This is a genomic window from Actinacidiphila glaucinigra, from assembly GCF_900188405.1.
Taxonomy (GTDB): Bacteria; Actinomycetota; Actinomycetes; order Streptomycetales; family Streptomycetaceae; genus Actinacidiphila; species Actinacidiphila glaucinigra.
The window spans coordinates 232,679-258,299 of sequence record NZ_FZOF01000009.1; the positions used below are offsets into that span (position 1 = coordinate 232,679).

A 25,621-nucleotide genomic window follows, 5' to 3' on the forward strand; every position below is an offset into this window, starting at 1 on the left:
ACCGGAATGGGTTCGGTTCGCGTAGCCATCGTTGGCGTGGGCAACTGCGCCGCTTCGCTGGTGCAGGGTGTCGAGTACTACAAGGACGCCGACCCGGCCAGCCGCGTGCCTGGCCTCATGCACGTGCAGTTCGGCGACTACCACGTGCGTGACGTCGAGTTCGTCGCTGCCTTCGACGTCGACGCGAAGAAGGTCGGTCTCGACCTCGCGGACGCCATCGGTGCCAGCGAGAACAACACCATCAAGATCTGCGACGTGCCGCAGAAGGACGTGACCGTCCAGCGCGGCCACACCCTGGACGGTCTCGGCAAGTACTACCGCGAGACCATCGAGGAGTCCGCCGAGGAGCCGGTCGACGTCGTGCAGGTGCTCAAGGACCGGCAGGTCGACGTGCTCGTCTGCTACCTGCCCGTGGGTTCCGAGGCCGCGGCGAAGTTCTACGCGCAGTGCGCCATCGACGCCAAGGTCGCCTTCGTCAACGCCCTCCCGGTCTTCATCGCCGGTACCAAGGAGTGGGCGGACAAGTTCACCGAGGCCGGTGTGCCGATCGTCGGTGACGACATCAAGTCGCAGGTCGGCGCCACCATCACGCACCGCGTGCTCACCAAGCTCTTCGAGGACCGCGGTGTCATCGTCGAGCGCACCATGCAGCTGAACGTCGGCGGCAACATGGACTTCAAGAACATGCTCGAGCGCGAGCGCCTGGAGTCCAAGAAGATCTCGAAGACGCAGGCCGTCACCTCCCAGATCCCCGACCGCGACCTGGGTGAGAAGAACGTCCACATCGGCCCCTCGGACTACGTGGCCTGGCTGGACGACCGCAAGTGGGCGTACGTCCGCCTCGAGGGCCGTGCCTTCGGCGACGTCCCGCTGAACCTGGAGTACAAGCTCGAGGTCTGGGACTCCCCGAACTCCGCGGGTGTCATCATCGACGCGGTGCGCGCGGCGAAGATCGCCAAGGACCGCGGCATCGGCGGCCCGATCCTGTCGGCGTCCTCCTACTTCATGAAGTCCCCGCCGGTGCAGTACTTCGACGACGAGGCCCGCGAGAACGTGGAGAAGTTCATCCGCGGCGAGGTCGAGCGCTGAACAGCGGCTTAACCCCCGTCACCACTCGTCGTACGACGCGACCGCACAGGCCCCCGGGTATGGCACCCGGGGGCCTGTGCGTCATGTGAGGCTGTGCGCATGCCCGTTGTCCGTGATCTCCGTGTGCTGCTGCGCTTCCGGGACTTCCGCCGGCTGCTGTCGGTGCGGTTGCTGTCCCAGCTCTCCGACGGGGTCTTCCAGGTGGCGCTGGCGGCCTATGTGGTCTTCTCCCCGGAGAAGCAGGCCTCGCCGGCCGCCATCGCCTCCGCGATGGCGGTCCTGCTGCTGCCGTACTCGCTTCTGGGGCCGTTCACGGGCGTCCTGCTGGACCGCTGGCGGCGCCGGCAGGTCCTCCTCCACTGCAACCTGCTGCGGGCGGCGCTCTCCCTCGGCACGGCCGTGCTGATGCTGCTGCGTGTTCCGGACTGGCTCTTCTACCTGTCCGCCCTCTCGGTCACCGGCATCAACCGCTTCGTGCTCGCCGGCCTGTCGGCCGCGCTGCCCCGCGTCGTCGACGGGGAGCGGCTGGTCATGGCGAACGCGCTCTCCCCGACCGCGGGCACGCTCGCCGCCACGGCGGGCGGCGGGGCGGCCTTCCTGATGCACCTGGTGGTGCCCGAGGGCGTCCGCTCCGACGTCCTGGTCGTGGTGCTGGGCGCCGTCCTCTATCTCTGTGCCGGGCTCACCGCGCTCACCCTGGGACGGGACCTACTGGGGCCGGATCCGTCCCGCGTCCAGCCGCGGGTGGGCGAGGCGCTGCTCAGCACCTTCCGCGGCCTGGTGCACGGCCTGAAGCATCTGCGCCGGCGACCCCACGCGGCGCGTGCCCTGGCCGCGATGACGGCGATGCGCTTCTGCTACGGCGGGCTCACGGTGACGGTGCTGATGCTGTGCCGCTACGCGTGGTCGGGGTCCGACGGTGCGGACCGCGGCACGGCGGACGGCCTCGCGCTCCTCGGCCTGGCGGTCGCCGTCTCGGGCGCCGGCTTCTTCACGGCGGCCGTCGTCACCCCCTGGGCCACGGGCCGCTTCGGCACCTTCGGATGGATCACCGTCTGCGCGGGTTCGGCCGCCGTCATGCTCCCCGGACTGGGCCTCCCCTTCGAGCCGGCCCCGGTGCTGGCGGCGGCCTTCGTGCTGGGCCTGGCCACCCAGGGGGCGAAGATCGCCACGGACACCGTGGTCCAGTCCTCGATCGACGACGCCTACCGGGGGCGGATCTTCTCCATCTACGACGTGCTGTTCAATGTCGCCTTCGTCGGCGCCGCGGCCATCTGCGCCCTGGTCCTCCCGCCGGACGGCCGCTCCGCGGGGCTCCTGCTGGCGCTCTCGGCGGTCTACGCAGCGGTGGCGGTCGGCACCGCCAGGACCCCGCGTCGTTTCACGTGAAACACGAAGATCACTCCACCTCCGCCCGTTTCACGTGAAACAGCCGCCCCGACAGATGGCCTGTCCGACCCCTCCAGTAACGTTCGCGCGTTCACAGGAACTGACAGGTTCATCCCAGGGAGGGGAACAACCATGGCGACTCCGCCACCGCACGACACAAACCATCCGACCCCGCAGGGCCAGCCCGGCGCCTTCCCGCCGCCACAGGGTCAGCCCGGCACGTTCCCGCCCCCGCAAGGCCAGCCTGGCGCCTTCCCGCCGCCCGCCGCCCCGCCGCGGCGCGGCAGGAACATCGGCAAGCGCATCATCGGCGTGATCATCACCATCGTGGTCGTCATCGGCGTGCGGTTCGCCTTCTCCCAGTTCGACCAGACCGACGCCGAGACGTCGAAGGTCGGCGGCTGCCTCCACAACAAGGGCACCGAAGGGAGTCCGGACCTGGTGGACGTCGACTGCTCCTCAGGCGACGCCCAGTTCAAGATCGTCAAGAAGTTCGACGACTCGACCGACCAGAAGCAGTGTGAATCCGTCACCGAGTCGGACGTCTACTACACCCAGTCCGGGACCGACTTCAACAACGTCGTGCTCTGCCTGCAGAGCATCACCAAGTGATGGGGTCGCCGTTACAGCCGAGGGGGTCATGTTTCACGTGAAACATGACCCCCTCGGTGCGTCCGACGCGTGGACGGCGGGCGCTCAGACCTGCGCGGCCCACCACTCCTTCAGCGCGGCCACGGCGGCCTCCTCGCCCAGCGGGCCGTTCTCCAGGCGCAGCTCCAGCAGGTGGTCGTACGCCTTGCCGACCTCGCGCCCCGGGGGAATGCCCAGGATCTCCATGATCCGGTTGCCGTCCAGGTCCGGCCGGATCGCGTCCAGCTCCTCCTGCTCCTTCAGCTGGGCGATCCGCTCCTCGAGCCCGTCGTAGGTTCGCGCCAGCGCCGCGGCCTTGCGCTTGTTGCGGGTCGTGCAGTCGGAGCGGGTCAGCTTGTGCAGCTGGTCGAGCATCGGTCCGGCGTCCCGGACGTAGCGCCGGACGGCGGAGTCGGTCCACTCCCCGGTCCCGTAGCCGTGGAAGCGCAGATGCAGCTCCACCAGCCGGGCGACGTCCTTGATGATGTCGTTCGGGTACTTGAGCTTGGTCAGCCGCCCCTTGGCCATCTTGGCGCCGACCACCTCGTGGTGGTGGAAGGAGACCCGGCCGTCGGACTCGAAGCGCCGGGTGCGCGGCTTGCCGATGTCGTGCAGCAGCGCGGCGAGGCGCAGGACCAGGTCCGGCCCCTCGGTCTCCAGCGCCATCGCCTGGTCCAGGACGGTCAGCGTGTGCTCGTAGACGTCCTTGTGGCGATGGTGCTCGTCCCGCTCCAGGCGCAGGGCCGGCAGCTCCGGGAGGACCCGTGCGGCCAGGCCGGTCTGCACCAGCAGCTGCAGGCCCTTGCGGGGGTGGTCGGAGAGGATCAGCTTGTTGAGCTCGTCCCGGACGCGCTCGGCGGAGACGATCTCGATGCGGTCGGCCATCTCCGTCATCGCCGTGACGACCTCGGGTGCCACCTCGAAGTCCAGCTGGGCGGCGAAGCGCGCGGCACGCATCATCCGCAGCGGATCGTCGGAGAAGGACTCCTCCGGGGTGCCCGGAGTGCGCAGGAGCCGCTGTGCGAGGTCGCCGAGCCCGCTGTAGGGGTCGACGAACTCCGCCTCCGGCAGCGAGACCGCCATCGCGTTGACGGTGAAGTCCCGGCGGACCAGGTCCTCCTCGATCGTCTCCCCGTAGGAGACCTCCGGCTTGCGCGAGGTCCGGTCGTAGGCCTCGGATCGGTAGGTGGTCACCTCGATCTGGTAGCCGCCCTTGCGGCACCCGACCGTGCCGAAGGCGATGCCCACCTCCCAGACGGCCTCCGCCCACCCGCGGATGATCTTCAGCACCTGGTCGGGCCGGGCGTCGGTGGTGAAGTCGAGGTCGTTGCCGAGCCTGCCGAGCAGGGTGTCGCGGACCGAGCCGCCGACGAGGGCAAGCCGGAATCCGGCGTCCTTGAAGCGGCGACCGAGGTCCTCGGCCACCGGCGCGATCACGGGCGCGGGCTTCAGGGTCTGGGGGGCGTTGTTGGCATTCGGCACAACAGAAAAGGGTACGTGCCCATGCGCCCCGCGGCGGACCGGTTTACCGGCACCCGCGATCATGCCCGACGCCTTCCCGCCCCCGGACTGTATCGATCTTGTGGCCCACTCACAGCACTTTGGGTCATCGAGCATCGTTACCATTCCAGGACGCACATCCGATGACGACGAGGGACGGCCAGCGCGTGGGCGAGGCGGCACAGCACCCCGGAGGAACTCCGGCCCGTTCGAGGCTGCGCCGGGCCACGGCGCTGCTCGTGGGCGCCACCCTGTTCACCGGCCTGGTCCAGGCCCGTACGGCCCCCGCGGCGTACGCGGAGACCCCCAGCGGCCGGACCGTGGACGTGTCGGTGAACTCGCTGTCCCCCACCGCCCCGGCCAAGGGCGACACCCTCACGGTGACGGGCACCGTCACCAACAAGAGCAAGCACACCGTCAGCGGCGCCCACGTCGGCGTGGAGATCGCCCCCCAGGGCCCGCTGGACAGCCGCAGCGCCATCAACGACGTGTCCACCAGCGCGCCCCACACCCTGGCCGACGGCGCGGAGATCACCGGGCACACCATGCCGGTCGACGACCTGTCCGCCGGCATCAGCCGCAGTTTCACCCTGAAGGTGCCGGTCAAGGATCTCGACCTGGGCCCGGACGGCGTCTACCAGCTCGGGGTCTCCCTGACCGGGCAGACCCGCGACCGCGGCTACGACGAGTACCTCGGCATCGAGCGGACCTTCCTCCCCTGGTACCCGGACGGGGACGCCAAGCCGACCCGCTACACCTTCCTGTGGCCGCTGATCGACCGCCCGCACCTCGCCGTGCGCAGCGAGAGCGACGACCAGCAGAGCCCGATCTTCCTCGACGACGACCTCGCCGGGGACCTGGCGCCGGGCGGCCGTCTGCAGCAGATGGTGGCGCTCGGACGGGATCTGCCCGTCACCTGGGTCATCGACCCGGACCTGCTCTCCACGGTCGACGCGATGACGCGCCGGTACCAGGTAGCCGGCCCCGGCGGTGATCTCGATCACACCACGTCGGGCACCGGCACCGAGAACGCGAAGCGCTGGCTGAACAGCCTCAAGGAGGCCGTGGTCGGGAAGGAGGTCGTCGCGCTGCCCTTCGCCGATCCCGACATCGCCTCCATCGCCCACCGCGGCAAGAGCGTCCCCGGCACCCTGAACCACCTCAAGACCGCCACGGAACTCGCGACGACCACCGTCGAGGTCGTCCTCAACGGCCAGGTCACCCCCGACACGGACGTCTCCTGGCCCGTCGAGGGCGCCGTCGACCCCTCCATCGTCGACGTGGCCACCTCGGCCGGCGCCGACAAGGTGATCGCCCGCAGCGACAGCCTCGGCGAGCCCGGCGACCTCAACTACACCCCCACCTCGGCGCGGCCCATCGGCGGCGGCACGACGGCGGTCGTCGCCGATTCCGGGCTCTCCAAGGCCTTCCAGGGCGACATGACGTCGGCCGGCTCCTCGACCCTCGCGGTCCAGAAGTACCTGGCGCAGACCCTGATGATCACGATGCAGGCGCCCGACCGGCAGCGCAGCGTCGTCGTCGCCCCGCAGCGGATGGCCAAGGCCTCACAGGCCCAGGCCATGGCCCAGGCGATCACCGAGGTCGCCGGCAGCGGCTGGGCGGAGACCGCGGACTTCTCCGCCGCGGCGGAGGCGACCCCCGACCCGAGGGCCAACCGCAAGGTGCCCGGCACCGGCGCCTACCCCAAGCGCCTGCGCAAGCAGGAGATGAGCACCGCGGCCTTCCGCCAGATCCAGGCGACCCAGGGCGAGCTCGACGACTTCATGGCCCTCCTGAGCAAGCCCGACCGGGTGCGGACCCCCTTCGGCAACGCGCTGATGCGCTCGATGTCCACCGAGTGGCGCGGCTCCGCCCACAGGTCGGCCGCCTACCGCACGGCCATCTCCGACTACCTGTCCGACCTGATGAGCCTGGTCTACCTGCTCCCCAAGACCGGGACGCTCACGCTCTCGGGCCGCAGCGGCACCATCCCGGTCACCGTGAAGAACGAGCTCGGCCAGACCGTGCAGGGCTTGGAGCTGCGCCTCACCTCCAGCCAGGGCAACAGCCTCGACCCCGGCGACGCGCAGCCGGTGACCGTCGAGGGCGGCCACACCCGCTCCCTGAAGTTCGAGGGCACCGCCGCCCGCAACGGCCTGAACACGATCACGGCCCAGCTCTACACGCCCGACGGCGCCAAGTTCAGCACGCCCATCACCTTCCAGGTGGATGTCACCTCCATCACATCCTCCGTCATGCTGGTGATCGCCGCCGGGCTCCTGCTGCTCGTGCTGGCGGGCGCCCGGATGTACCACCAGCGCAAGCGTCGCGCGGCGACCGAGGGTGGGGACGGCGACGCCGACCCGTCCGGGGACGACGCCGACCCGTCCGACGACGGGGAGACGGGCGAGGACGGAGACGACGCCGGGAAGGGCACCATGGGTGACCGGGACGGCGTCGGTGACGAGCAGCCGGGTGACCTGGCGCCGGACACCTCCCCGGAAAGTACGGACCCGTCCGGGACGGGTGAGAAGGTGGACCGATAGCCAGCGAGCCATGTCCGATGAGGTGGGGCAGAGATGAACGCACCGTACGACGGTGAGCGCGAACGGGAAGCCGGGGAGCGGTTCCCCGAGCAGCCCGGGCAGCACCCTGCCGCGCCCGACCCGTACCTGCAGGACACCTACGCCCGCGATCCGTACCGGCGGCAGGATCCGACCGTGGAGGACCCGGTGGGCGAGGCTCTCTACGACCGCGCCGCGCACCCGCCGGCCCAGCCGCATGCCTACGGGCCGCCGTACGCGCACCAGGAGCCGTACCGCATGCCGTACGCCGACGACGCCAACACCCGGTACGTCGGCGTCGACGAGCTGGTCTCCAACGCGCCGGACGAGGACGGGAGGCCGGCCCGGCCGGACGAGTACGCCCACCTCTTCCGCGACGAGCCGGTGCAGACCGCCCCCGCGGAGCCCGAGCCCGCGGCGGCGCCCGCGGCCGGGAAGTCCGGCGGACGGGCCGGCAGCGTCCTCAAGTCCAGCGCCCTCATGGCGGCCGGCACCCTCGTCTCCCGGGTCACCGGATTCCTGCGCACCCTGGTCATGGCCGCCGCGATCGGCGTCGGCACCCTGAACGACGGCTACCAGGTCGCCAACACCCTGCCCACGATGATCTACATCCTGGTCGGCGGCGGCGCGATCAACGCGGTCTTCATCCCGCAGCTCGTACGCGCCATGAAGAACGACGAGGACGGCGGCGAGGCGTACGCCAACCGTCTGCTCACCCTGGTCGTCGTCGGTCTGGCGGCCGTCACCGCCGTCTGTGTGATCGCCGCACCGGTCTTCATCCAGGCGATGTCCCACGACATCGCCTCCGACCCGGTCAGGTTCGAGGTCGCGGTCACCTTCGCCCGCTACTGCATCCCCACCATGTTCTTCATGGGCGTGCACGTCGTACTCGGGCAGATCCTCAACGCCCGCGGCCGCTTCGGCGCGATGATGTGGACCCCGGTCCTCAACAACGTCGTCATCATCGCCACCTTCGGTGCGTTCATCTGGGCCTTCGGCTCCTTCACCAGCACCGGTGTCTCCTCGCAGACCATCACCCCCGAGGGCGTCCGCCTGCTCGGCCTCGGCACCCTGCTGGGCTTGACCGTGCAGGCCCTGGCGATGGTCCCCTACCTGCGCGAGGCCGGATTCCGGATCAGGCCTCGGTTCGACTGGCGAGGCCACGGTCTCGGCCACGCGGCGAAGCTGGCCAAGTGGACCTTCTTCTTCGTCCTCGCCAACCAGATCGGCCTGATCGTCCTCACCCAGTTCGCCACCGCGGCGGGCGCGGCGGCCGAGAAGACGGGCCACGAGGGCACCGGCATCACCGCTTTCAACTACGCGCTGCTGCTGTGGCAGATGCCGCAGGCCATCATCACCGTCTCCGTCATGACGGCCGTGCTCCCGCGGATCTCCCGCGCCGCGGCCGACGGCGACGCCGCCGCGGTCCGCGACGACCTCTCCTACGGCCTGCGGACCTCGGGCGTGGCCATCGTGCCCGCCGCCTTCGCCTTCCTCGCCCTCGGCCTCCCCATCGCCACCTTGCTCTACAGCAGCTCCGGCGAGGGCGCGGTGAACATCGGCTTCGTGCTGATGGCCTTCGGACTGGGCCTGATCCCCTTCTCGGTGCAGTACATCGTCCTGCGCGGCTTCTACGCGTACGAGGACACCCGCACCCCCTTCTACAACACCGTCATCGTCGCGATCTGCAACGCCACCGCGGCCGCCGCCTGCTACTTCCTGCTGCCCGCCCGGTGGGCCGTGGTCGGCATGGCCGCCGGGTACGGACTGGCCTACGCGATCGGCGTCGGAGTGGCGGTCAAGCGGCTGCGCAGGCGCCTCGGTGGCGACATCGACGGCAAGCGCGTGGTCCGTACCTACGCCAGGCTCTTCGGCGCGTGCATCCCCGCCGCAGCGGGCGCCGGCGCCGTCGTCTACGGTGTCTGGCACTCGCTGGGTCACGGCGCTGCCGCATCGTTGCTGTCGCTGGTGCTCGGCGCCGCTGTGCTGGGCGGAATCTTCTTCGTCGCCGCCAAGCGCATGCGCGTCGAGGAGATGACGGCCATGGTCGGCATGGTCAGGGGCCGGCTGGGCCGCTGACGTCCCGTACCGCGCAACCTTCGGGGGCCGTCGTGTGTCGTGCATAGCGGTGGACTGTTGGCACAATTGTCCTCGGCTGTGTTGTCAGATCTTGCAACGGATGGGGAGGCAGGAACGACGGTGGCGGAACGGAGCACGGCTGCCGTCGGAGTGGCCAATGAGGGCGGCGACAAGCAGCTCGCCGCCCACGCGGAAAGTGCCACGGCCGACGAGGCGACGGACCAAAGCGAAGAGCAGGACGCGCCACAGCAGACCCCCCCTGAGGAGACAGCACCGACCAATTCCGAGCCGCCCGAGCTCCACAGCGGCCACAAGCTCGCCGGGCGCTACCGCCTGGAGGAGTGCCTCACCCGTGCCGACGGCTTCAGCAGTTGGAGGGCCGTCGACGAGAAGCTGCGCCGCGCCGTGGGCATCCACACCCTTCCCGCCGACCACAGCCGGGCCCGCTCGGTGCTGGCGGCGGCCCGCTCCGCGGCCCTCCTCGGCGACCCGCGCTTCGTGCAGGTCCTCGACGCGGTCGAGGAGAACGACCTCGTCTACGTGATCCACGAGTGGCTCCCGGACGCACGGGAGCTCACCACCCTGATCGCCGCCGACCCACTGGAGCCGCACGAGGCGCACCAGATGGTCAACCAGATCTCCCAGGCCATGGCCGCCGCCCACCGCGAGGGCCTGGCGCATCTCCGTCTCGGCCCCGACGCCGTCCTGCGCACCGAGGCCGGCCAGTACCGCATCCGCGGTCTGGCGGTCGCCGCCGCGTTGCGCGGCATCTCCTCCGAGCGCCCGCAGCGCGAGGACACCGAGGCCATCGGAGCCCTCCTGTACGCCTCGCTCACCCAGCGCTGGCCGTACCCGGAGGACGAGCACGGGCTCACCGGCCTCCCCAAGGACGTCGGCCTCGTCGCACCCGACCAGGTGCGGGCGGGCGTCCACCGCGGGCTGTCGGAAGTCGCCATGCGCGCCCTCGTCAACGACGGGGCGACGGCCTCCCGCGAGCCGGAGCCCTGCACCACCCCCGAGGAACTGGCCAAGGCCGTCGCCGCGATCCCCAAGATCCGGCCGCCCGAGCCGACCATGACGCCCTACTCACGCACCACGTACCAGCAGGGCTCCTACCGCCAGACTCCCGGGGGACCCACGTCCCCCGGCGTCACGTCGGTCCTCTCCGCCACGCCGCCGCCGGCTCTGCCCGGGCGCACCGGCAAGGCGCTCAAGTGGTCCGTCTCGGCTCTCCTCATCGTCGCCCTCGGCCTCGGCAGCTGGCAGCTCGCGGAGACGCTCATGGACCGCGAGAACCAGGCGAAGTCCGGCGGTACCTCCACGTCCCACAACACGGGCGGCGACGGCGGCAGCGACAACGGCGGCGCGAACCAGGTGACGCTGAAGCCGCTTCCCGTCCAGGGGGCGGCCGAGTACGCACCCTACGGCGGGGCCCAGCACCCGAACGACGTCGGCGCCACGTACGACAGCAAGACGTCCACGTACTGGCGCACGAACAGCTTCGCCGACGGCCCCGAATTCGCCCCCTCCGTCAAGAAGGGCGTCGGTATCGCCTACGACCTGGGAGCGACGAAGAAGCTCGGCCAGGCATCGATAGAGTTCTACTACGGCGGCGACCACACCGCGGTCACGCTCTACGCGGCCGACTCGCTGGCCTCCACGGCCGAGCCGAGCCAGCTGAAGAAACTGGCCACCGTCACCACCGACGGCAAGGCGGCGAAGCTCACGCTGAAGGCACCCGTGGAGACGCGTTACGTCGTGGTCTGGCTGACCGCGCTCCCCTATTCGGATGCCGACGGGTACTCCGGCGCCGGCCACAAGCAAGCCATCACCAATGTGAGGTTCGAGGGGCAGTAGCCCCGCGGGGAGGGGGATGGTGGCCACGCAGGGCACGGGCGGGGAGGTCAGCGACAGCGATCTCCTCGCCCGCCATGTCGCGGGGGACCCGAACGCTTTCGGGGAACTCGTCCGCCGGCACCGCGACCGGCTCTGGGCGGTGGCGCTGCGGACCCTGGGGGACCGCGAGGAGGCCGCCGACGCCGTGCAGGACGCGCTCGTCTCGGCCTTCCGTTCCGCCCACACCTTCCGCGGGCAGTCGGCCGTCACGACCTGGCTGCACCGCATCACCGTGAACGCGTGCCTGGACCGGGCGCGCAAGGCCGCCTCACGCCGTACCTCCGCGGTCACGGACGAGAAGCAGTTCGAGGAACTGCTCGAACCGCACGAGTCCGCCGCCGCCCCCGCCGAGCGGGGGGAGCTGCACCGGGAACTGCTGCAGGCGCTCGCGACGCTCCCCGTGGAACAGCGGGCCGCCCTGGTCCTGGTCGACATGCAGGGCTATCCCGTGGCCGAGGCCGCCGCCGTCCTCGACGTTCCGGCGGGGACGGTCAAGAGCAGATGCGCCCGGGGCAGAGCGCGGCTGCTGCCGCTCCTGTCCCACCTGCGGGACGGGCCGGGGAGTAGGGGCGATCAGGCAGGGGCAAGGAACCGGACGGAGAACGCATCCGTCCCAGAGACGGAGGCCCGGCCGGGCCACGGCTTCACACAGGGCGGAGGTGGACACCCATGACGTCGACGACGGGTACGGACGAGCACCCCGAGGTCGCCGAGATCTCGGCACTCACCGAGGGCATCCTCCCGCCCGAGCGCTCGGCCGATGTCCGCGGGCACATCGACGGCTGCGCGCTCTGCGCGGATGTACGCGCCTCGTTGGACGAGATTCGCGGGCTGCTGGGCACGCTGCCCGGCCCGCCGCGGATGCCCGCGGACGTCGCCGGCCGGATCGATGCCGCGCTCGCCGCGGAGGCGCTGCTCGCCGCATCCGGCGATGCCGATGTTTCACGTGAAACAGAAACCTCGGAGCCTGCTCGTGTTTCACGTGAAACATCGGCACCGGCTGCCGGACGGCCCTCCGGCCGTGGCGCCGGCCCCAGTGGGCCCGGGCGTCCTGGCACCCGGTCCCGTCGACGCTGGGGCAAGGGAATCCTCGTGGCCGCCTCCGCGGCCGCCGTGGTCGGCCTCGGGTCATTCCTCGCCCAGTCCACCTGGGACGCAGGGGGGAGCGCCGACACTCAGTCGTCGACGGCCTCCGGCGTGGGTGCCAAGGCTGACGCCGACACGCTCGGCGTGCAGGTACACGATCTGCTGACACGCGGCGCGAGCGATCACGCGGAGAGCAAGCCCTCGGGACAGTCCCCGATGGTCGGAATGGAAAGCGTCACGCCGTCCTGTGTCCTGGCGGCCGTGGACCGCCGTGAGACCCCGATCGCCGTCCAACGGGGCAGGTACGAACGCATGGACTCCTATCTGCTCGTGCTACCGCACAAGGGCGACCCCGCACTGGTCGACGCCTACGTCGTGGACGCCTCGTGCACCACCGCGCAGCCGCCCGCCACGGGCACCCTCCTCCGCGAGGAGACATACCCTCGCTAGCGCCACGCCGATGGGAATGCCCGGACCGTAGGATCCGTTAGGCGGGATGACAATGGTCCCGCCGCCAAGGCACCCGGCGAGTCGGCACAGCAGAGACGAGGAAGAACCCGTGAGCGACGTCCGAAACGTGATCATCATCGGTTCCGGGCCGGCGGGATACACAGCCGCGCTCTACACCGCCCGCGCCTCCCTCAAGCCCCTGGTCTTCGAAGGTGCGGTCACGGCCGGCGGTGCCCTGATGACCACGACCGAGGTGGAGAACTTCCCGGGCTTCCGCGACGGCATCATGGGCCCCGACCTCATGGAGAACATGCGGGCCCAGGCCGAGCGGTTCGGTGCCGAGCTGATCCCGGACGACATCGTCGAGGTCGACCTCGAGGGTGACATCAAGACCGTCACCGACTCCGCGGGCACCGTCCACCGGGCGAGGGCCGTCATCGTCGCCACCGGTTCCCAGCACCGCAAGCTCGGGCTCCCCAACGAGGACCAGCTCTCCGGTCGCGGTGTCTCCTGGTGCGCCACCTGTGACGGCTTCTTCTTCAAGGACCACGACATCGCCGTCATCGGCGGTGGCGACACCGCCCTGGAGGAGGCGACCTTCCTCTCGCGCTTCGCCAAGAGCGTGAAGGTCGTCCACCGCCGGGACACCCTCCGCGCCTCCAAGGCCATGCAGGAGCGCGCCTTCGCCGACCCGAAGATCTCCTTCCTCTGGGACAACGAGGTCGCCGAGATCAACGGGGACGGCAAGCTCTCCGGCCTGGTCCTGCGGAACACCAAGTCCGGCGAGACCTCCGAGCTGCCGGTCACCGGACTGTTCATCGCGATCGGCCACGACCCCCGGACCGAGCTGTTCAAGGGTGTCCTCGACCTGGACGAGGAGGGCTACCTCAAGGTCGAGTCGCCCAGCACCCGTACGAAGATCCCCGGTGTCTTCGCCGCGGGTGACGTCGTGGACCACACCTACCGCCAGGCGATCACCGCCGCGGGCACCGGTTGCTCCGCCGCCCTGGACGCCGAGCGCTACCTCGCCGCTCTGAGCGACGCGGGCAACGAGCACACCCGCGAGCCCGAGCAGACCGCCGCCGCGGTCGTCTGACCGCACCGAACAACCAAGTACCCGTCCTACACACCGAGGAGACTGCCGTGGCCGGCAACACCAAAACCGTGACCGATGCGACCTTCGACGAGGAGGTCCTGTCGAGCGACAAGCCCGTGCTCGTCGACTTCTGGGCCGAGTGGTGCGGTCCGTGCCGCCAGATCGCCCCGTCCCTCGAGGCGATCGCCGCGGAGCACGGCGACCAGATCACCATCGTCAAGCTGAACATCGACGAGAACCCGGTCACCGCCGCCAAGTACGGCGTCATGTCGATCCCGACCCTCAACGTCTACAAGGGCGGTGAGGTCGTGAAGACCATCGTCGGCGCCAAGCCGAAGGCCGCCATCGAGCGCGACCTGGCCGACTTCATCGGCTGAGCACCGCAGACGGTCGCGAAAGGGCCCGACCCCGTGAGGGGCGGGCCCTTCGTCGTTCACAGGGGCCGCAGCGCCGGTTCCTTCTGCACGGCGCCGAGCAGCCGGTCGATCGCCATCTCGACGTCCTCCTTCCAGGAGATCGTCGTCCGCAGTTCCAGCCGCAGCCGGGGGAACCGCGGGTGCGGCCGCACGGTCTTGAAGCCGACGGCCAGCAGGTGTTCGGCGGGGAGGACGCACGCGGGCTCCTCCCAGCGCGCGTCACCGAAAGCCTCGATCGCACGGAAGCCCCTCCGCACCAGGTCCTTGGCCATCGTCTGCACCAGCACCCGGCCCAGCCCCTGTCCCTGGAAGCCCGGGAGGATCCTGGCGGTCATCAGCTGGACCGCGTCAGGGGAGACGGGGCTCGTGGGGAAGGCCGTCGAGCGCGGCACATAGGCCGGCGGGGCGTAGAGCACAAAACCTGCGGGCACCTCGTCCACGTAGACGACGCGGCCGCAGGATCCCCACTCCAGCAACACCGCGGAGATCCAGGCCTCCTTCTCCAACTCCGGCTTGCCGGCCTGGACGGCGGCTTCTCCGCTTACCGGGTCGAGCTCCCAGAAGACGCACGCGCGGCAGCGGTTGGGGAGATCCGGGAGGTTGTCCAGCGTGAGCGGAACGAGCCGACGCCCCATGAGGTCTGACCCTCGTTTCTGTCGTGGACCCAACTGCCGACGAAGCCACCCACGGCGCCCAGCCCGAGCCCCGCTGCGAGGAGGGCGGCCTTCTGCCAATCGTGCTCCACTCCAACGCGCCGCACCGATCGCATGAGCCCCTCCTCGGAGGTAGTGCTCCATCCCGTACGCATCGTATCCGCGGGCGGACAAGTCCGACACCGGAGCAACGCGAACGGCCCAGCAAAAAGCGGGTCACATCCCTCTCGGGATGCGACCCGCTCAGAAGTCGTGCTCCGTCACAGGACGGTGAGGAGTTCGGCGGTCACTCCTCTTCGTCCGTCTCCTCGGTGAGCGACCGCTCGAGGACCGTGTCCTCGCCCGGTGCCATCGAGCCGAGGATGCGCTCCAGATCTTCTATCGAGGCGAACTCCACGACGATCTTCCCGCGCTTCTGTCCCAGGTCCACCTTCACCCGGGTCTCGAAGCGGTCGGAGAGCCGCAGCGCGAGATCGGTCAGGGCGGGGGACATCCGCTTGCCGGCCCGGGGCGTCGGCGCCTTCCGCGCGGGCTGGGACTCGGAGTTCATCACATGCACGATCTCCTCGACCGCGCGCACCGAGAGCCCCTCGGCCACGATCCGGCTGGCGAGCCGGTCCTGGTCCTCCACGTCCTCCAGGGCGAGCAGGGAGCGGGCGTGCCCAGCGGAGAGCACACCGGCCGCCACACGCCGCTGTACGGGCGCGGAGAGCTTCAGCAGGCGCAGGGTGTTGGAGACCTGGGAACGGGAGCGGCCGATGCGGTCGGCGAGCTGCTCGTGGGTGCAGGCGAAGTCCTTGAGGAGCTGGTCGTAGGCGGCCGCCTCCTCCAGCGGGTTCAGCTGGGCACGGTGCAGGTTCTCCAGGAGCGCATCCAGGAGAAGCTTCTCGTCGTCGGTGGCCCGTACGATCGCGGGGATGGCCTCCAGGCCCGCCTCGCGGCTGGCCCGCCAGCGCCGCTCACCCATGATGAGCTCGTAGCGCTCCGAGCCGACCTGACGGACGACGACCGGCTGCAGAAGGCCGACCTCCTTGATGGAGGTGACCAGCTCGGCCAGCGCGTCCTCGTCGAAGACCTCACGCGGCTGCCGCGGGTTGGGGATGATCGCGTCCAGCGGCAGTTCCGCAAAGTACGCCCCCGCCACCATGGGCGGCTCCTGGGGTGCGATGGCCTCCGGCGTTTCACGTGAAACCGGGATCGTCGCGGTCCCCTCACGTCCCTGCTGTTCCACCAGGGCCGCCACCTTGGCGGCGGCGACACCTCGTTCCGGCGCCAGGACCGGCGCGGCGGTCGCCGCCGTCGCCACCGCGGTCGCGGCTGCCGCGTCCGCACCGTTCGGTGCGGCGGGAATCAGCGCGCCGAGCCCACGGCCGAGTCCTCTGCGTCGCTCACTCACTGGTTCCCCTCCGACGTGTTCAGCTCTTTGAGCTCTTGGGTGCGTCCCAGGCCACGCATGGCCATCTCGCGTGCCGCCTCAAGATACGACAGCGCCCCACTCGAACCCGGATCGTAGGTCAGCACCGTCTGACCGTAGCTGGGGGCCTCCGAGATACGAACCGAGCGCGGGATGCTCGTGCTCAGCACCTCCTTGCCGAAGTGGGTACGGACTTCCTCGGCGACCTGCGAGGCGAGCCGGGTCCGGCCGTCGTACATGGTCAGCAGGATGGTGGAGACATGGAGCTTGGGGTTGAGATGGCCCCGGACCAGCTCCACATTGCGGAGCAGCTGCCCCAGGCCCTCCAGTGCGTAGTACTCGCACTGGATCGGGATGAGAACCTCGGCGCCGGCCACCATGGCGTTGACGGTCAGCAGACCGAGCGAGGGCGGGCAGTCGATGAGGATGTAGTCCAGCGGCTGCTCATAGGCCTCGATGGCCCGCTGCAGCCGGCTCTCCCGGGCCACCAGGGAGACCAGTTCGATCTCTGCGCCCGCCAGGTCGATGGTGGCGGGAGCGCAGAAGAGGCCCTCCACGTCCGGCACCGGCTGGACCACATCGGAGAGCGGCTTGCTCTCCACCAGCACGTCGTAGATGGAGGGGACTTCGGAGTGGTGGTCGATCCCGAGGGCGGTGGAGGCGTTGCCCTGGGGGTCGAGGTCCACGACCAGCACCCGGGCCCCGTGCAGGGCCAGGGAGGCTGCCATGTTGACCGTGGTGGTGGTCTTGCCGACCCCACCCTTCTGGTTGGCGACCACGACCACTCGGGTCTGGGGTGGACGGGGGAGTCCTTCACCGGCCCGCCCCAGTGCCTCCACGGCCAGTTGGGCGGCGCGGCCGATGGGGGTGTCGTCCATCGGGGGCGGTGTTTCACGTGAAACATCGTCCCCGAACGGCTCGGTGCGGGGACCGGGGACCGGATCGGTCATCGGTCCCGCGATGTTGGCGTCGGACCGCAAGGATTCACTCTCCTCGACTACAAGCTCGCAATGAACAGAGCCTGCCATGCTTTCGGGGTCGCGAACCAGTGAGGACCGTTCTCCTGTGGATGAATCCACCGGTTGAGTCACCGAATGGGTCATCTCGGCGGTCCGATGAGAGAGCGATTCGGCCGCGGCACGGGCCCGGCCAAGGATTCCTGGAAGCAGAAAGCGCCGTTTCACGTGAAACACGATGCGCAGCGCCGCGACCGTTTCCTACACGACACTCCGGATTATGTACGTATGGCCGTTTGTATGGAGCACACGACGGGGGTCGCGGTCAGTGCTGGCGCCGACGGCTCGCCCGGGCAGCCTTGGCCCGCCGGGTCGCCGCACGCACACCTCCGGGGCTCTCCCCCGCGAGCACTCGCACCACGGTCGACAGCGGATCCACGATCCCCTCGCCGACCTGCACCACGGAGGTCTCCACCGCACCGAGGCGGCTCAGTGCGGCACGCGCGGCCTTCAGCTCCTCCTCGGCCGTGTCCCCCTTGAGGACCGTCATCTCCCCGTGTGGACGGAGCAGCGGAAGCCCCCAGCCGGCGAGGCGGTCCAGCGGGGCCACGGCACGCGCGGTCACCACGTCCACCGGCGGCACCTTGCCGACCATCTCCTCGGCCCGGCCACGCACCACCACGACATTGGACAGCCCCAGCAGCCGCACGGCCTCCTCGAGGAAGGTCGTCCTGCGCAGCAGCGGTTCCAGCAGGGTGATACTGAGGTCCGGCCGGGTCAGTGCCAGCGGAATGCCCGGGAGCCCCGCTCCCGAGCCCACATCGCAGACCGAGACGCCCTGGGGAATCACCTCGGCGAGCACCGCGCAGTTCAGCAGGTGGCGCTCCCACAGCCGGGGCACCTCCCGCGGACCGATCAGCCCGCGGCGCACGCCCGCGTCGGCGAGCAGTTCCGCGTACCGCACCGCGTCCGCGAAGCGCTCACCGAACACCTCACGTGCCGCTTCCGGCGCCGGGGGAAGCTCCGCCGCTGCCTCCGTCACGAGAACCGTCCTTCCGTTGTTACGGGCCTTCACCAGGCTGACAAGGTTCGGCCCCGCCTGCGAACAGACGGGGCCGAGTGAGTACCGCTGAGACCGGGGGAGGTCAGGAAGCCGGGAGAACGACCACCCGGCGCTCGGGCTCCTCGCCCTCGGACTCGCTGCGCAGCCCCGCGGCGGCCACGGCGTCGTGCACGACCTTGCGCTCGAAGGGCGTCATCGGCTTGAGCTTGACCGGCTCGCCGGAGCCCTTGACCTCCTCGGCCGCCTTCTCGCCCAGCTCCGTCAGCTCGGCCCGCTTCTGCGCCCGGAAGCCGGCGATGTCCAGCATCAGCCGGCTGCGGTCGCCGGTCTCCCGGTGGACCGCGAGCCGGGTCAGCTCCTGGAGCGCCTCCAGCACCTCGCCGTCCCGGCCGACGAGCTTGTTGAGGTCACGGCTCGACGAGTCGCCGACGATGGAGACCGAGGCACGGTCCCCCTCGACGTCCATGTCGATGTCACCGTCGAGGTCGGCGATGTCCAGCAGCCCCTCGAGGTAGTCGGCCGCGATCTCGCCCTCCTGCTCGAGGCGGGTGAGCGCGTCGGTGGTGTTGCCGTCCGTCACGGCGGGACTCCTCTGCTACTTCTTCTTCGACAGGTTCGGCTTGTCCGCGCCGCTGCTCGGCTTGGGCTTGGTTCCCGCGGCCGCCCCGCCTCCCGGCTTGGGCTTGGGCTTGGTGCCGCCGGCAGCGGCCGGCTGCGCGGGGCCGCCCGTCTGGCGCTGGGACTTGGTCTGGCGCTTGGGCTGGCTGCGCTTCACCGGCGCCGCGTCCTGCGGCTCCTGGGCGACGGCGGGCTCGACCTTCAGCTTGCCCTTGGCCTTCAGGCGCTCTTCGCGCTGCTTGAAGGCGAGGCTGCCGGGGGTCGGGTTCCGGCGGATGACGAACATCTGCTGCCCCATGGTCCACACGTTGGTGGTCAGCCAGTAGATGAGGACACCGACGGGGAAGTTGATACCGAAGACGGCGAACATGATCGGGAAGACGTACATCAGCATCTTCTGCTGCTGCATGAACGGCGTCTTCACCGTCATGTCGACGTTCTTCGTCATCAGCTGGCGCTGCGTGTAGAACTGCGAGGCCGACATCAGGACGATCATGATGACGGTGACCACGCGGACGTCGGTGACCGAGGCGCCCAGCGAGGCGAGCTTGTCGGCGCTGTCGGTGAACTTCGCGGCGAGCGGGGCACCGAAGATGTGCGCCTTCTGGGCGCTGTTGACCAGGTCCTGGCTCATCACGCCGACCTGCTTGCCCTGAGCGATGTAGCTCAGCACGTGGTACAGCGAGAAGAAGAAGGGGGACTGCGCCAGGATCGGAAGGCACGAGGAGAGCGGGTTGGTACCCGTCTCCTTGTACAGCTTCATCATCTCTTCGGACTGACGCTGCTTGTCGTTCTTGTAGCGCTCCTGGATCGCCTTCATCTTGGGCTGGAGCGCCTGCATGTTCCGGGTCGACTTGATCTGCTTCACGAAGAGCGGGATCAGGCAGATCCGGATCAGGACCACCAGGGAGACGATCGACAGGCCCCAGGCCAAGCCGCCGTCCTTGTCAAAGACGAGGCCGTACAGCGAGTGGAACTGGACAATGATCCACGAAACGGCGGCGTAGAGGGGGTTCAAGATCCCCACGGTCAGGCTCCTTGGGCATGAGGCGTCTCGACGGGCTCGGGAGTAACGGACCCGCCCGGTGCGTCACCCCGGAGGGCTTCGCGCAGGCGAGCGTGCCACGGCGGGCGCTTGCGCGGCGGGACATGGTCCACACCGCCCAGCGACCACGGGTTGCAACGCAGGATCCGCCACGCGGTCAGGGCAGTGCCCTTGATCGCGCCGTGCCGATCGATCGCCGTATACCCGTAGTGCGAACACGAGGGGTAGTACTTGCAGACCGGACCGAGCAACGGGCTGATGGTCCACTGGTAAATCTTGATCAAGGCCAGCAACGGGTACTTCATAGCGCCACCCCCAGGAGCCTCCCGAGGGCGGCATCCAGGTCTCGGGCCAGCTGTGAATGGTCTGCGTCACCCGCACCGGGCAGCGCTCGTACGACTACCAGGCTACCGGGGGGCAGCACGGACAGACGTTCGCGGACCAGGTGACGAAGCCGACGCTTGACCAGGTTCCGGGTCACCGCGCCACCGACGGCCTTGCTCACGACGAAACCCGCACGCGCCGGGGAGGCACTCCCCCCCGCTGCGTGCGGGTCCCTTGTGTCACTGTCGGTGCGCAGGTGGACGACCAGGAGTGGACGTCCGGCCCGGCGTCCTCGACGCACTGCCGTCGCGAAGTCCTGCCGCCGCCTCAGCCGATTCTCGGTGGGCAGCACGACTCACACCTCGCGCTTCGGTGCGATCAGGCGGACAGGCGGGCGCGGCCCTTGCTGCGGCGGGTCGCGAGGATGGCGCGGCCGGCACGCGTACGCATACGCAGCCGGAAGCCGTGGGTCTTGGCGCGACGACGGTTGTTCGGCTGGAAGGTGCGCTTGCTCACTCGGGGGCTCCAGGATGAATCGTGTGTGGGCGTCGCCTGGCTGTCACCGTGCGCCCACGAGAGAACTCGCGGAACATTCAGGTGTGCACCGCTTGACGATCACCTGAGTGATCCTCGCCCATCGGTAGGCAGGCGGCAGCAGCCATCGACAACTCGACCTGGTTACGGTACGCGGGGCCGCGCCGTCAGGTCAAACCAGCCCGGCAACGGACGTGCGGAGCCGCCATCCGGACGTGGTTTTGCACACCCTGTGGACAACGACTTGAACCAGGCAGGCCGCGCTGACTACCGTGGCTGAACTCCGAAACCTTCCCGTCCGTCCCTTGAACCACACCTTCGTGGGACCCATCGGCACCAACCAGCGACCGAGAGAGCGTGCACTGTGGCTGACGTAACTGCCGATCTTGCCTCAGTGTGGCCCAGGGTCCTGCAGAAACTGCTCGCCGAGAGCGACGACATCAAGCCGAAGGACGCGGAGTGGCTGCAGCGGACCCAGCCGCTGGCGCTCGTCGCGGGCACCGCGGTGCTCTCCGCCCCCAATGAGTTCGCCAAGAGCGTGCTGGAGGGACGGCTCCTCCCGCTGATCACCGACGTCCTCAGCCGTGAGTTCGGTCACCCCGTGGGCATCGCCATCGCCGTCGCCTCGGGTGGCGAGCCGGAGGCGGCCCCCGCGCCGCCGGCCCCGGTCACCCACGAACCGCAGCCCCAGGTCCAGCCTCAGCCGCACCCGCTCGGGTATGGCGCGGAGCCCCCCCGGTACGGAGAGCGGCCGCACGGCTACGGCGAGGTCCCGCGGATGCGCCCGGCCTACCCCGAGCACGCGGTCGGACCCGGCGGCGGTGCCGGCGGCTGGCCGCCCCACGACCCCGAGGACCGCTGGCAGCAGCAGCGGTTCGGCGACTACCAGGAGCGCGAGCCGTACCAGCCGCCCGCCTCCCGCTACGAGATGCCCCCGGTCCACCAGCCCCCGGCGCGCCCGGAGCCGGCGCCGCCGCAAATGCCGACCATGCCGACGCCGCGCACCGGCGGCGGCAGTGGTGCCGGTTCCCCCTCGGGCGCCGGGACGGGGACGGGCGGCTCCGGCGGGCCGGCCGAGCCCACCGCGCGGCTGAACCCCAAGTACCTCTTCGACACCTTCGTCATCGGCGCCTCCAACCGCTTCGCGCACGCCGCGGCGGTCGCCGTCGCGGAGGCCCCGGCCAAGGCGTACAACCCGCTGTTCATCTACGGGGAGTCCGGCCTCGGCAAGACGCACCTGCTGCACGCGATCGGGCACTACGCGCGCAGCCTCTACCCGGGCACGCGGGTGCGCTACGTGAGCTCGGAGGAGTTCACCAACGAGTTCATCAACTCCATCCGCGACGGCAAGGCGGACGCGTTCCGCAAGCGCTACCGCGACATGGACATCCTGCTCGTCGACGACATCCAGTTCCTGGCGAGCAAGGAGTCGACGCAGGAGGAGTTCTTCCACACCTTCAACACCCTGCACAACGCCAACAAGCAGATCGTGCTCTCCTCGGACCGGCCGCCCAAGCAGCTGGTGACGCTGGAGGACCGGCTGCGCAACCGCTTCGAGTGGGGTCTGATCACCGACGTCCAGCCGCCCGAGCTGGAGACCCGGATCGCGATCCTGCGCAAGAAGGCGGTGCAGGAGCAGCTCAACGCCCCGCCGGAGGTGCTGGAGTTCATCGCTTCCCGGATCTCGCGGAACATCCGCGAGCTGGAGGGCGCGCTGATCCGGGTGACGGCCTTCGCCAGCCTCAACCGTCAGCCGGTGGACCTGCAGCTCACCGAGATCGTGCTGAAGGACCTGATCCCGGGCGGGGAGGACTCCGTCCCCGAGATCAGCGGACAGGCGATCATGGCGGAGACGGCCTCGTACTTCGGGCTGGACGTGGAGGACCTCTCCGGCTCCTCCCGCAGCCGGGTGCTCGTCACGGCCCGGCAGATCGCCATGTACCTGTGCCGTGAGCTCACGGACCTGTCGCTGCCCAAGATCGGCGCCCTGTTCGGCGGCCGCGACCACACGACCGTCATGCACGCGGACCGCAAGATCCGCTCCCTGATGGCCGAGCGGCGGTCCATCTACAACCAGGTCACCGAGCTCACCAACCGCATCAAGAGCTGACGCGGGGCCCTCCCGCACACCCTCTCGTCCGTCCACAGCGCCCCGGGCCAACTCCCGGGGCGCTTCTCGTTGTTCGATTGCGCCGGCCGCGGCCTGGGGACAGGAACGTCTCTCCACAGGACGGGGCGGTTTTCCCCCGTCCACAGCCTGGGGATGCCCGAGTTGTCCAGAACGTGTCCACAGGCAGGGCCGGGGGATACTCATTCGGGCTGCTGGGAGCCATGTGGATTTGTGGGCAACCGGGATCCACAGACTGTGGACGCTCCGGCCGCCCACAGGGCCGCCCTCGCGGTTGTCCACCGCTCGCCCACAGGTTGGGGCACGTTGTCCCCAGTCGGGGGCCGCTTCTCCACAGTCCTGTCCACTGTTCGGCAACGGAACACACCCGCTCACCGGTCGGAGTGAACCGCATCACACCAACGTGGTGGGTTGGGCTGGGGAGAACCCGGGTATTCCTGGGGACAGCGCTGGGGAGAACCGGGGGTCTCCTGTGAATCGCGTGTGCACAACTTTCGGCCGTCCACAGATCGGCCTGGTTGTCCACGGGCTCCGCCCACAGGCGCGGTGGACAAAAAACAGGGTCTGACCTGCACCGGAACCACTTATCCACGGTATCCACACCCCCTATTACTACGACCAGGGATAGTTACCGGGGAATCTGCTTCGAAGTGGGTCCTGTGCACAACCGAGCCGCGGGCCGTCGGCCTCCCCGCTCCCCGGCTTGACCCCAACCCGCACCGCATGTCCGTGGCGGCTGTCAGACTGTTCCCGGCAAGAGGGCCAGCAGGGCCAAGAGAGTCGGCCACAGACAGCCAGCAACAGCAGGAGGCGGTTCCGGTGAAGATCCGGGTGGAGCGCGATGTACTCGCGGAGGCAGTGGCCTGGGCGGCCCGCAGTCTCCCGGCCCGTCCCCCGGTGCCGGTCCTGGCGGGCCTGCTGCTGAAGGCCGAGGCGGGCCAGCTGAGCCTGTCCGGCTTCGACTACGAGGTCTCGGCCCGGGTGTCCGTCGAGGCGGACGTGGAGGAGGACGGCACCGTCCTCGTCTCCGGCCGGCTGCTCGCCGACATCTCGCGCGCACTTCCCAACAGGCCTGTGGAGATCTCCACCGACGGCGTGCGGGTCACCGTCGTCTGCGGCAGCTCGCGATTCACACTCCACACCCTGCCTGTGGAGGAGTACCCGGCGCTGCCCGCGATGCCCACCGCCTCCGGCACCGTCCCCGGCGAGGTCTTCGCCGCGGCCGCCGCGCAGGTCGCCATCGCCGCCGGCCGTGACGACACCCTGCCGGTGCTCACCGGTGTGCGGATCGAGATCGAGGGCGACACCGTCACCCTGGCCGCCACCGACCGCTACCGCTTCGCGGTCCGCGAGTTCCTGTGGAAGCCGGAGACCCCGGACATCTCCGCGGTCGCCCTGGTGCCCGCCAAGACGCTGCTGGACACCGCGAAGTCGCTCACCAACGGCGACTCGGTCGCCATCGCCCTGGCCGGCTCCGGCGCGGGCGAGGGCCTGATCGGCTTCGAGGGCGCGGGCCGCCGCACCACCACCCGCCTGCTCGAGGGCGATCTGCCGAAGTACCGGACGCTCTTCCCGACGGAGTTCAACTCCGTCGCGGTGATCGAGACCGCCCCCTTCGTCGAGGCCGTCAAGCGCGTGGCCCTGGTGGCCGAGCGCAACACGCCGGTCCGGCTGAGCTTCGAGCAGGGCGTGCTGACCCTGGAGGCGGGTTCCAGCGACGACGCACAGGCTGTGGAGCGGGTGGACGCCAAGCTGGAGGGCGACGACATCTCGATCGCCTTCAATCCGACGTTCCTGCTGGACGGCCTGAGCGCGATCGACTCCCCGGTGGCGCAGCTGTCGTTCACCACCTCGACGAAGCCCGCCCTGCTCAGCGGCCGTCCGGCCGTCGACGCCGAGGCCGACGACGCGTACAAGTACCTGATCATGCCGGTCCGGCTGTCCGGCTGACGCGAGGCCTGTCCGGTCGCGTCGCCCTGCGGGAGCCGACGTAGGCTCGACGTAGGTCAGGCAGGCTTCGAACGAAGGATCAACGATGGAGCTCGGTCTCATCGGTCTCGGCAAGATGGGCGGGAACATGCGCACGCGCATCCGCCAAGCCGGTCACACCGTCATCGGCTACGACCGCAACCCGGATCTCGCCGATGTCCACAGCCTGCAGGAACTTGTGGACAAGCTCGCGGCCCCGCGTGTGGTGTGGGTGATGGTGCCGGCCGGCGCCGCCACGCAGTCCGTGGTCGACGAGCTCGGCGGCCTCCTCGAGCCGGGCGACATCGTTGTCGACGGCGGCAACTCCCGCTGGACGGACGACGAGAAGCACGCCGGGGAACTGGCCGCCAAGGGCATCGGCTTCGTCGACTGCGGTGTCTCCGGCGGCGTCTGGGGCCTGGAGAACGGCTACGCGCTGATGTACGGCGGCGAGGCCGAGCACGTCGAGAAGGTGCAGCCGGTCTTCAACGCCCTCAAGCCGGTGGGGAACTTCGGTTCCGTGCACGCGGGCAAGGTCGGCGCCGGCCACTTCGCCAAGATGGTCCACAACGGCATCGAGTACGCCATGATGCAGGCCTACGCCGAGGGCTGGGAGCTGCTGGAGAAGGTCCACTCGGTCACCGACGTGCGCGAGGTGTTCCGCTCCTGGCAGGAGGGCACCGTCATCCGCTCCTGGCTGCTGGACCTGGCCGTCAACGCCCT

23 protein-coding genes are annotated in these 25,621 nt (G+C 69.7%); 13 read left to right on the forward strand and 10 right to left on the reverse strand.

The annotated features are described in order from the left end of the window. Positions 1-6: 6 nt before the first annotated feature. From CHF15_RS21305 to CHF15_RS21315, 3 genes are all read left to right on the forward strand, one after another. A complete protein-coding gene (locus tag CHF15_RS21305) occupies positions 7-1,089 on the forward strand; it encodes an inositol-3-phosphate synthase (protein WP_089225426.1) in 1,083 nt (360 codons plus the stop codon). Positions 1,090-1,188: 99 nt separating this feature from the next. Next, positions 1,189-2,478, forward strand: coding sequence for an MFS transporter (locus tag CHF15_RS21310; protein WP_089225427.1), 1,290 nt, complete (start codon positions 1,189-1,191; stop codon positions 2,476-2,478). A 132-nt stretch (positions 2,479-2,610) separates the two neighbouring features. Further along, complete coding sequence (locus CHF15_RS21315; RefSeq protein WP_089225428.1) at positions 2,611-3,090, forward strand: LppU/SCO3897 family protein; 480 nt, start codon at positions 2,611-2,613, stop codon at positions 3,088-3,090. Positions 3,091-3,174: 84 nt separating this feature from the next. Here the strand turns inward: CHF15_RS21315 and CHF15_RS21320 are convergent, their stop codons facing one another. Next, the gene (locus CHF15_RS21320) at positions 3,175-4,590 is read right to left on the reverse strand and encodes a CCA tRNA nucleotidyltransferase (protein ID WP_089225429.1); all 1,416 of its coding nucleotides are present in this window, start codon (positions 4,588-4,590) and stop codon (positions 3,175-3,177) included. Positions 4,591-4,751: 161 nt separating this feature from the next. Between CHF15_RS21320 and CHF15_RS21325 the strand changes: the two genes are divergently transcribed. From CHF15_RS21325 to trxA, 7 genes are all read left to right on the forward strand, one after another. Then, a complete protein-coding gene (locus CHF15_RS21325) occupies positions 4,752-7,154 on the forward strand; it encodes a DUF6049 family protein (RefSeq protein WP_089225430.1) in 2,403 nt (800 codons plus the stop codon). Positions 7,155-7,187: 33 nt separating this feature from the next. Then, positions 7,188-9,251 carry a murein biosynthesis integral membrane protein MurJ gene (gene murJ / locus CHF15_RS21330; protein ID WP_089225431.1) on the forward strand — a complete coding sequence of 688 codons (2,064 nt, stop codon included), beginning with the start codon at positions 7,188-7,190 and terminating at the stop codon, positions 9,249-9,251. A gap of 120 nt (positions 9,252-9,371) precedes the next feature. Beyond that, on the forward strand, positions 9,372-11,108 hold the full coding sequence (locus CHF15_RS21335) for a protein kinase family protein (RefSeq protein ID WP_089225432.1): 1,737 nt from the start codon (positions 9,372-9,374) through the stop codon (positions 11,106-11,108). Positions 11,109-11,124: 16 nt separating this feature from the next. Continuing rightward, the gene (sigM, locus tag CHF15_RS21340; RefSeq protein WP_089225433.1) at positions 11,125-11,820 is read left to right on the forward strand and encodes an RNA polymerase sigma factor SigM; all 696 of its coding nucleotides are present in this window, start codon (positions 11,125-11,127) and stop codon (positions 11,818-11,820) included. Then, positions 11,817-12,683, forward strand: coding sequence for an anti-sigma factor (locus CHF15_RS21345; protein WP_089225434.1), 867 nt, complete (start codon positions 11,817-11,819; stop codon positions 12,681-12,683). The genes sigM and CHF15_RS21345 overlap by 4 nt, the downstream gene beginning before the upstream one ends. A gap of 109 nt (positions 12,684-12,792) precedes the next feature. Beyond that, positions 12,793-13,779 carry a thioredoxin-disulfide reductase gene (gene trxB / locus CHF15_RS21350; protein ID WP_089225435.1) on the forward strand — a complete coding sequence of 329 codons (987 nt, stop codon included), beginning with the start codon at positions 12,793-12,795 and terminating at the stop codon, positions 13,777-13,779. A 47-nt stretch (positions 13,780-13,826) separates the two neighbouring features. Then, complete coding sequence (trxA, locus tag CHF15_RS21355; protein ID WP_089225436.1) at positions 13,827-14,156, forward strand: thioredoxin; 330 nt, start codon at positions 13,827-13,829, stop codon at positions 14,154-14,156. Between the two features lie 56 nt (positions 14,157-14,212). Here the strand turns inward: trxA and CHF15_RS21360 are convergent, their stop codons facing one another. The 9 genes from CHF15_RS21360 to rpmH all read right to left on the reverse strand — a co-directional run bounded on the left by CHF15_RS21360 (position 14,213) and on the right by rpmH (position 20,784). Then, entirely contained in the window at positions 14,213-14,830 is a 618-nt protein-coding gene (locus tag CHF15_RS21360) for a GNAT family N-acetyltransferase (RefSeq protein ID WP_089225437.1), read from the reverse strand. A 304-nt stretch (positions 14,831-15,134) separates the two neighbouring features. Further along, complete coding sequence (locus CHF15_RS21365; protein WP_089225438.1) at positions 15,135-16,244, reverse strand: ParB/RepB/Spo0J family partition protein; 1,110 nt, start codon at positions 16,242-16,244, stop codon at positions 15,135-15,137. After that, positions 16,241-17,290, reverse strand: a complete 1,050-nt coding sequence (locus tag CHF15_RS21370) for a ParA family protein (RefSeq protein WP_078619815.1) — start codon at positions 17,288-17,290, stop codon at positions 16,241-16,243. Before CHF15_RS21370 ends, CHF15_RS21365 begins: the two co-directional genes overlap by 4 nt. 253 nt (positions 17,291-17,543) lie before the next feature. Beyond that, positions 17,544-18,260 carry a 16S rRNA (guanine(527)-N(7))-methyltransferase RsmG gene (rsmG, locus tag CHF15_RS21375; protein ID WP_089225439.1) on the reverse strand — a complete coding sequence of 239 codons (717 nt, stop codon included), beginning with the start codon at positions 18,258-18,260 and terminating at the stop codon, positions 17,544-17,546. A gap of 103 nt (positions 18,261-18,363) precedes the next feature. Beyond that, positions 18,364-18,861 carry a Jag family protein gene (locus tag CHF15_RS21380; protein ID WP_018558146.1) on the reverse strand — a complete coding sequence of 166 codons (498 nt, stop codon included), beginning with the start codon at positions 18,859-18,861 and terminating at the stop codon, positions 18,364-18,366. A gap of 15 nt (positions 18,862-18,876) precedes the next feature. Next, entirely contained in the window at positions 18,877-19,926 is a 1,050-nt protein-coding gene (gene yidC / locus CHF15_RS21385) for a membrane protein insertase YidC (RefSeq protein WP_089225440.1), read from the reverse strand. Positions 19,927-19,928: 2 nt separating this feature from the next. After that, on the reverse strand, positions 19,929-20,249 hold the full coding sequence (gene yidD / locus CHF15_RS21390; protein WP_037731476.1) for a membrane protein insertion efficiency factor YidD: 321 nt from the start codon (positions 20,247-20,249) through the stop codon (positions 19,929-19,931). Next, positions 20,246-20,620: a ribonuclease P protein component gene (gene rnpA / locus CHF15_RS21395; RefSeq protein WP_089225441.1), complete on the reverse strand. Its 375-nt coding sequence runs from the start codon at positions 20,618-20,620 to the stop codon at positions 20,246-20,248. The genes yidD and rnpA overlap by 4 nt, the downstream gene beginning before the upstream one ends. Positions 20,621-20,646: 26 nt before the next feature. After that, positions 20,647-20,784, reverse strand: coding sequence for a 50S ribosomal protein L34 (rpmH, locus tag CHF15_RS21400; RefSeq protein WP_003975051.1), 138 nt, complete (start codon positions 20,782-20,784; stop codon positions 20,647-20,649). A 382-nt stretch (positions 20,785-21,166) separates the two neighbouring features. Between rpmH and dnaA the strand changes: the two genes are divergently transcribed. From dnaA to CHF15_RS21420, 3 genes are all read left to right on the forward strand, one after another. Beyond that, a complete protein-coding gene (gene dnaA, locus CHF15_RS21405) occupies positions 21,167-22,912 on the forward strand; it encodes a chromosomal replication initiator protein DnaA (protein WP_089225442.1) in 1,746 nt (581 codons plus the stop codon). A gap of 837 nt (positions 22,913-23,749) precedes the next feature. Beyond that, positions 23,750-24,880, forward strand: a complete 1,131-nt coding sequence (dnaN, locus tag CHF15_RS21415) for a DNA polymerase III subunit beta (protein ID WP_089225443.1) — start codon at positions 23,750-23,752, stop codon at positions 24,878-24,880. Positions 24,881-24,965: 85 nt separating this feature from the next. Beyond that, a partial coding sequence (locus CHF15_RS21420) for an NADP-dependent phosphogluconate dehydrogenase (protein ID WP_089225444.1) occupies positions 24,966-25,621 on the forward strand: 656 nt, incomplete at its 3' end.

Bases quoted from the DNA above. Each gene is read 5' to 3' on its own strand.
- CHF15_RS21305 (WP_089225426.1), top strand. From the start codon at position 7: ATGGGTTCGGTTCGCGTAGCCATCGTTGGCGTGGGCAACTGCGCCGCT.
- CHF15_RS21310 (WP_089225427.1), top strand. From the start codon at position 1,189: ATGCCCGTTGTCCGTGATCTCCGTGTGCTGCTGCGCTTCCGGGACTTC.
- CHF15_RS21315 (WP_089225428.1), top strand. From the start codon at position 2,611: ATGGCGACTCCGCCACCGCACGACACAAACCATCCGACCCCGCAGGGC.
- CHF15_RS21325 (WP_089225430.1), top strand. From the start codon at position 4,752: ATGACGACGAGGGACGGCCAGCGCGTGGGCGAGGCGGCACAGCACCCC.
- murJ (WP_089225431.1), top strand. From the start codon at position 7,188: ATGAACGCACCGTACGACGGTGAGCGCGAACGGGAAGCCGGGGAGCGG.
- sigM (WP_089225433.1), top strand. From the start codon at position 11,125: ATGGTGGCCACGCAGGGCACGGGCGGGGAGGTCAGCGACAGCGATCTC.
- CHF15_RS21345 (WP_089225434.1), top strand. From the start codon at position 11,817: ATGACGTCGACGACGGGTACGGACGAGCACCCCGAGGTCGCCGAGATC.
- CHF15_RS21360 (WP_089225437.1), bottom strand. From the start codon at position 14,830: ATGGGGCGTCGGCTCGTTCCGCTCACGCTGGACAACCTCCCGGATCTC.
- CHF15_RS21370 (WP_078619815.1), bottom strand. From the start codon at position 17,290: ATGGCAGGCTCTGTTCATTGCGAGCTTGTAGTCGAGGAGAGTGAATCC.
- yidD (WP_037731476.1), bottom strand. From the start codon at position 20,249: ATGAAGTACCCGTTGCTGGCCTTGATCAAGATTTACCAGTGGACCATC.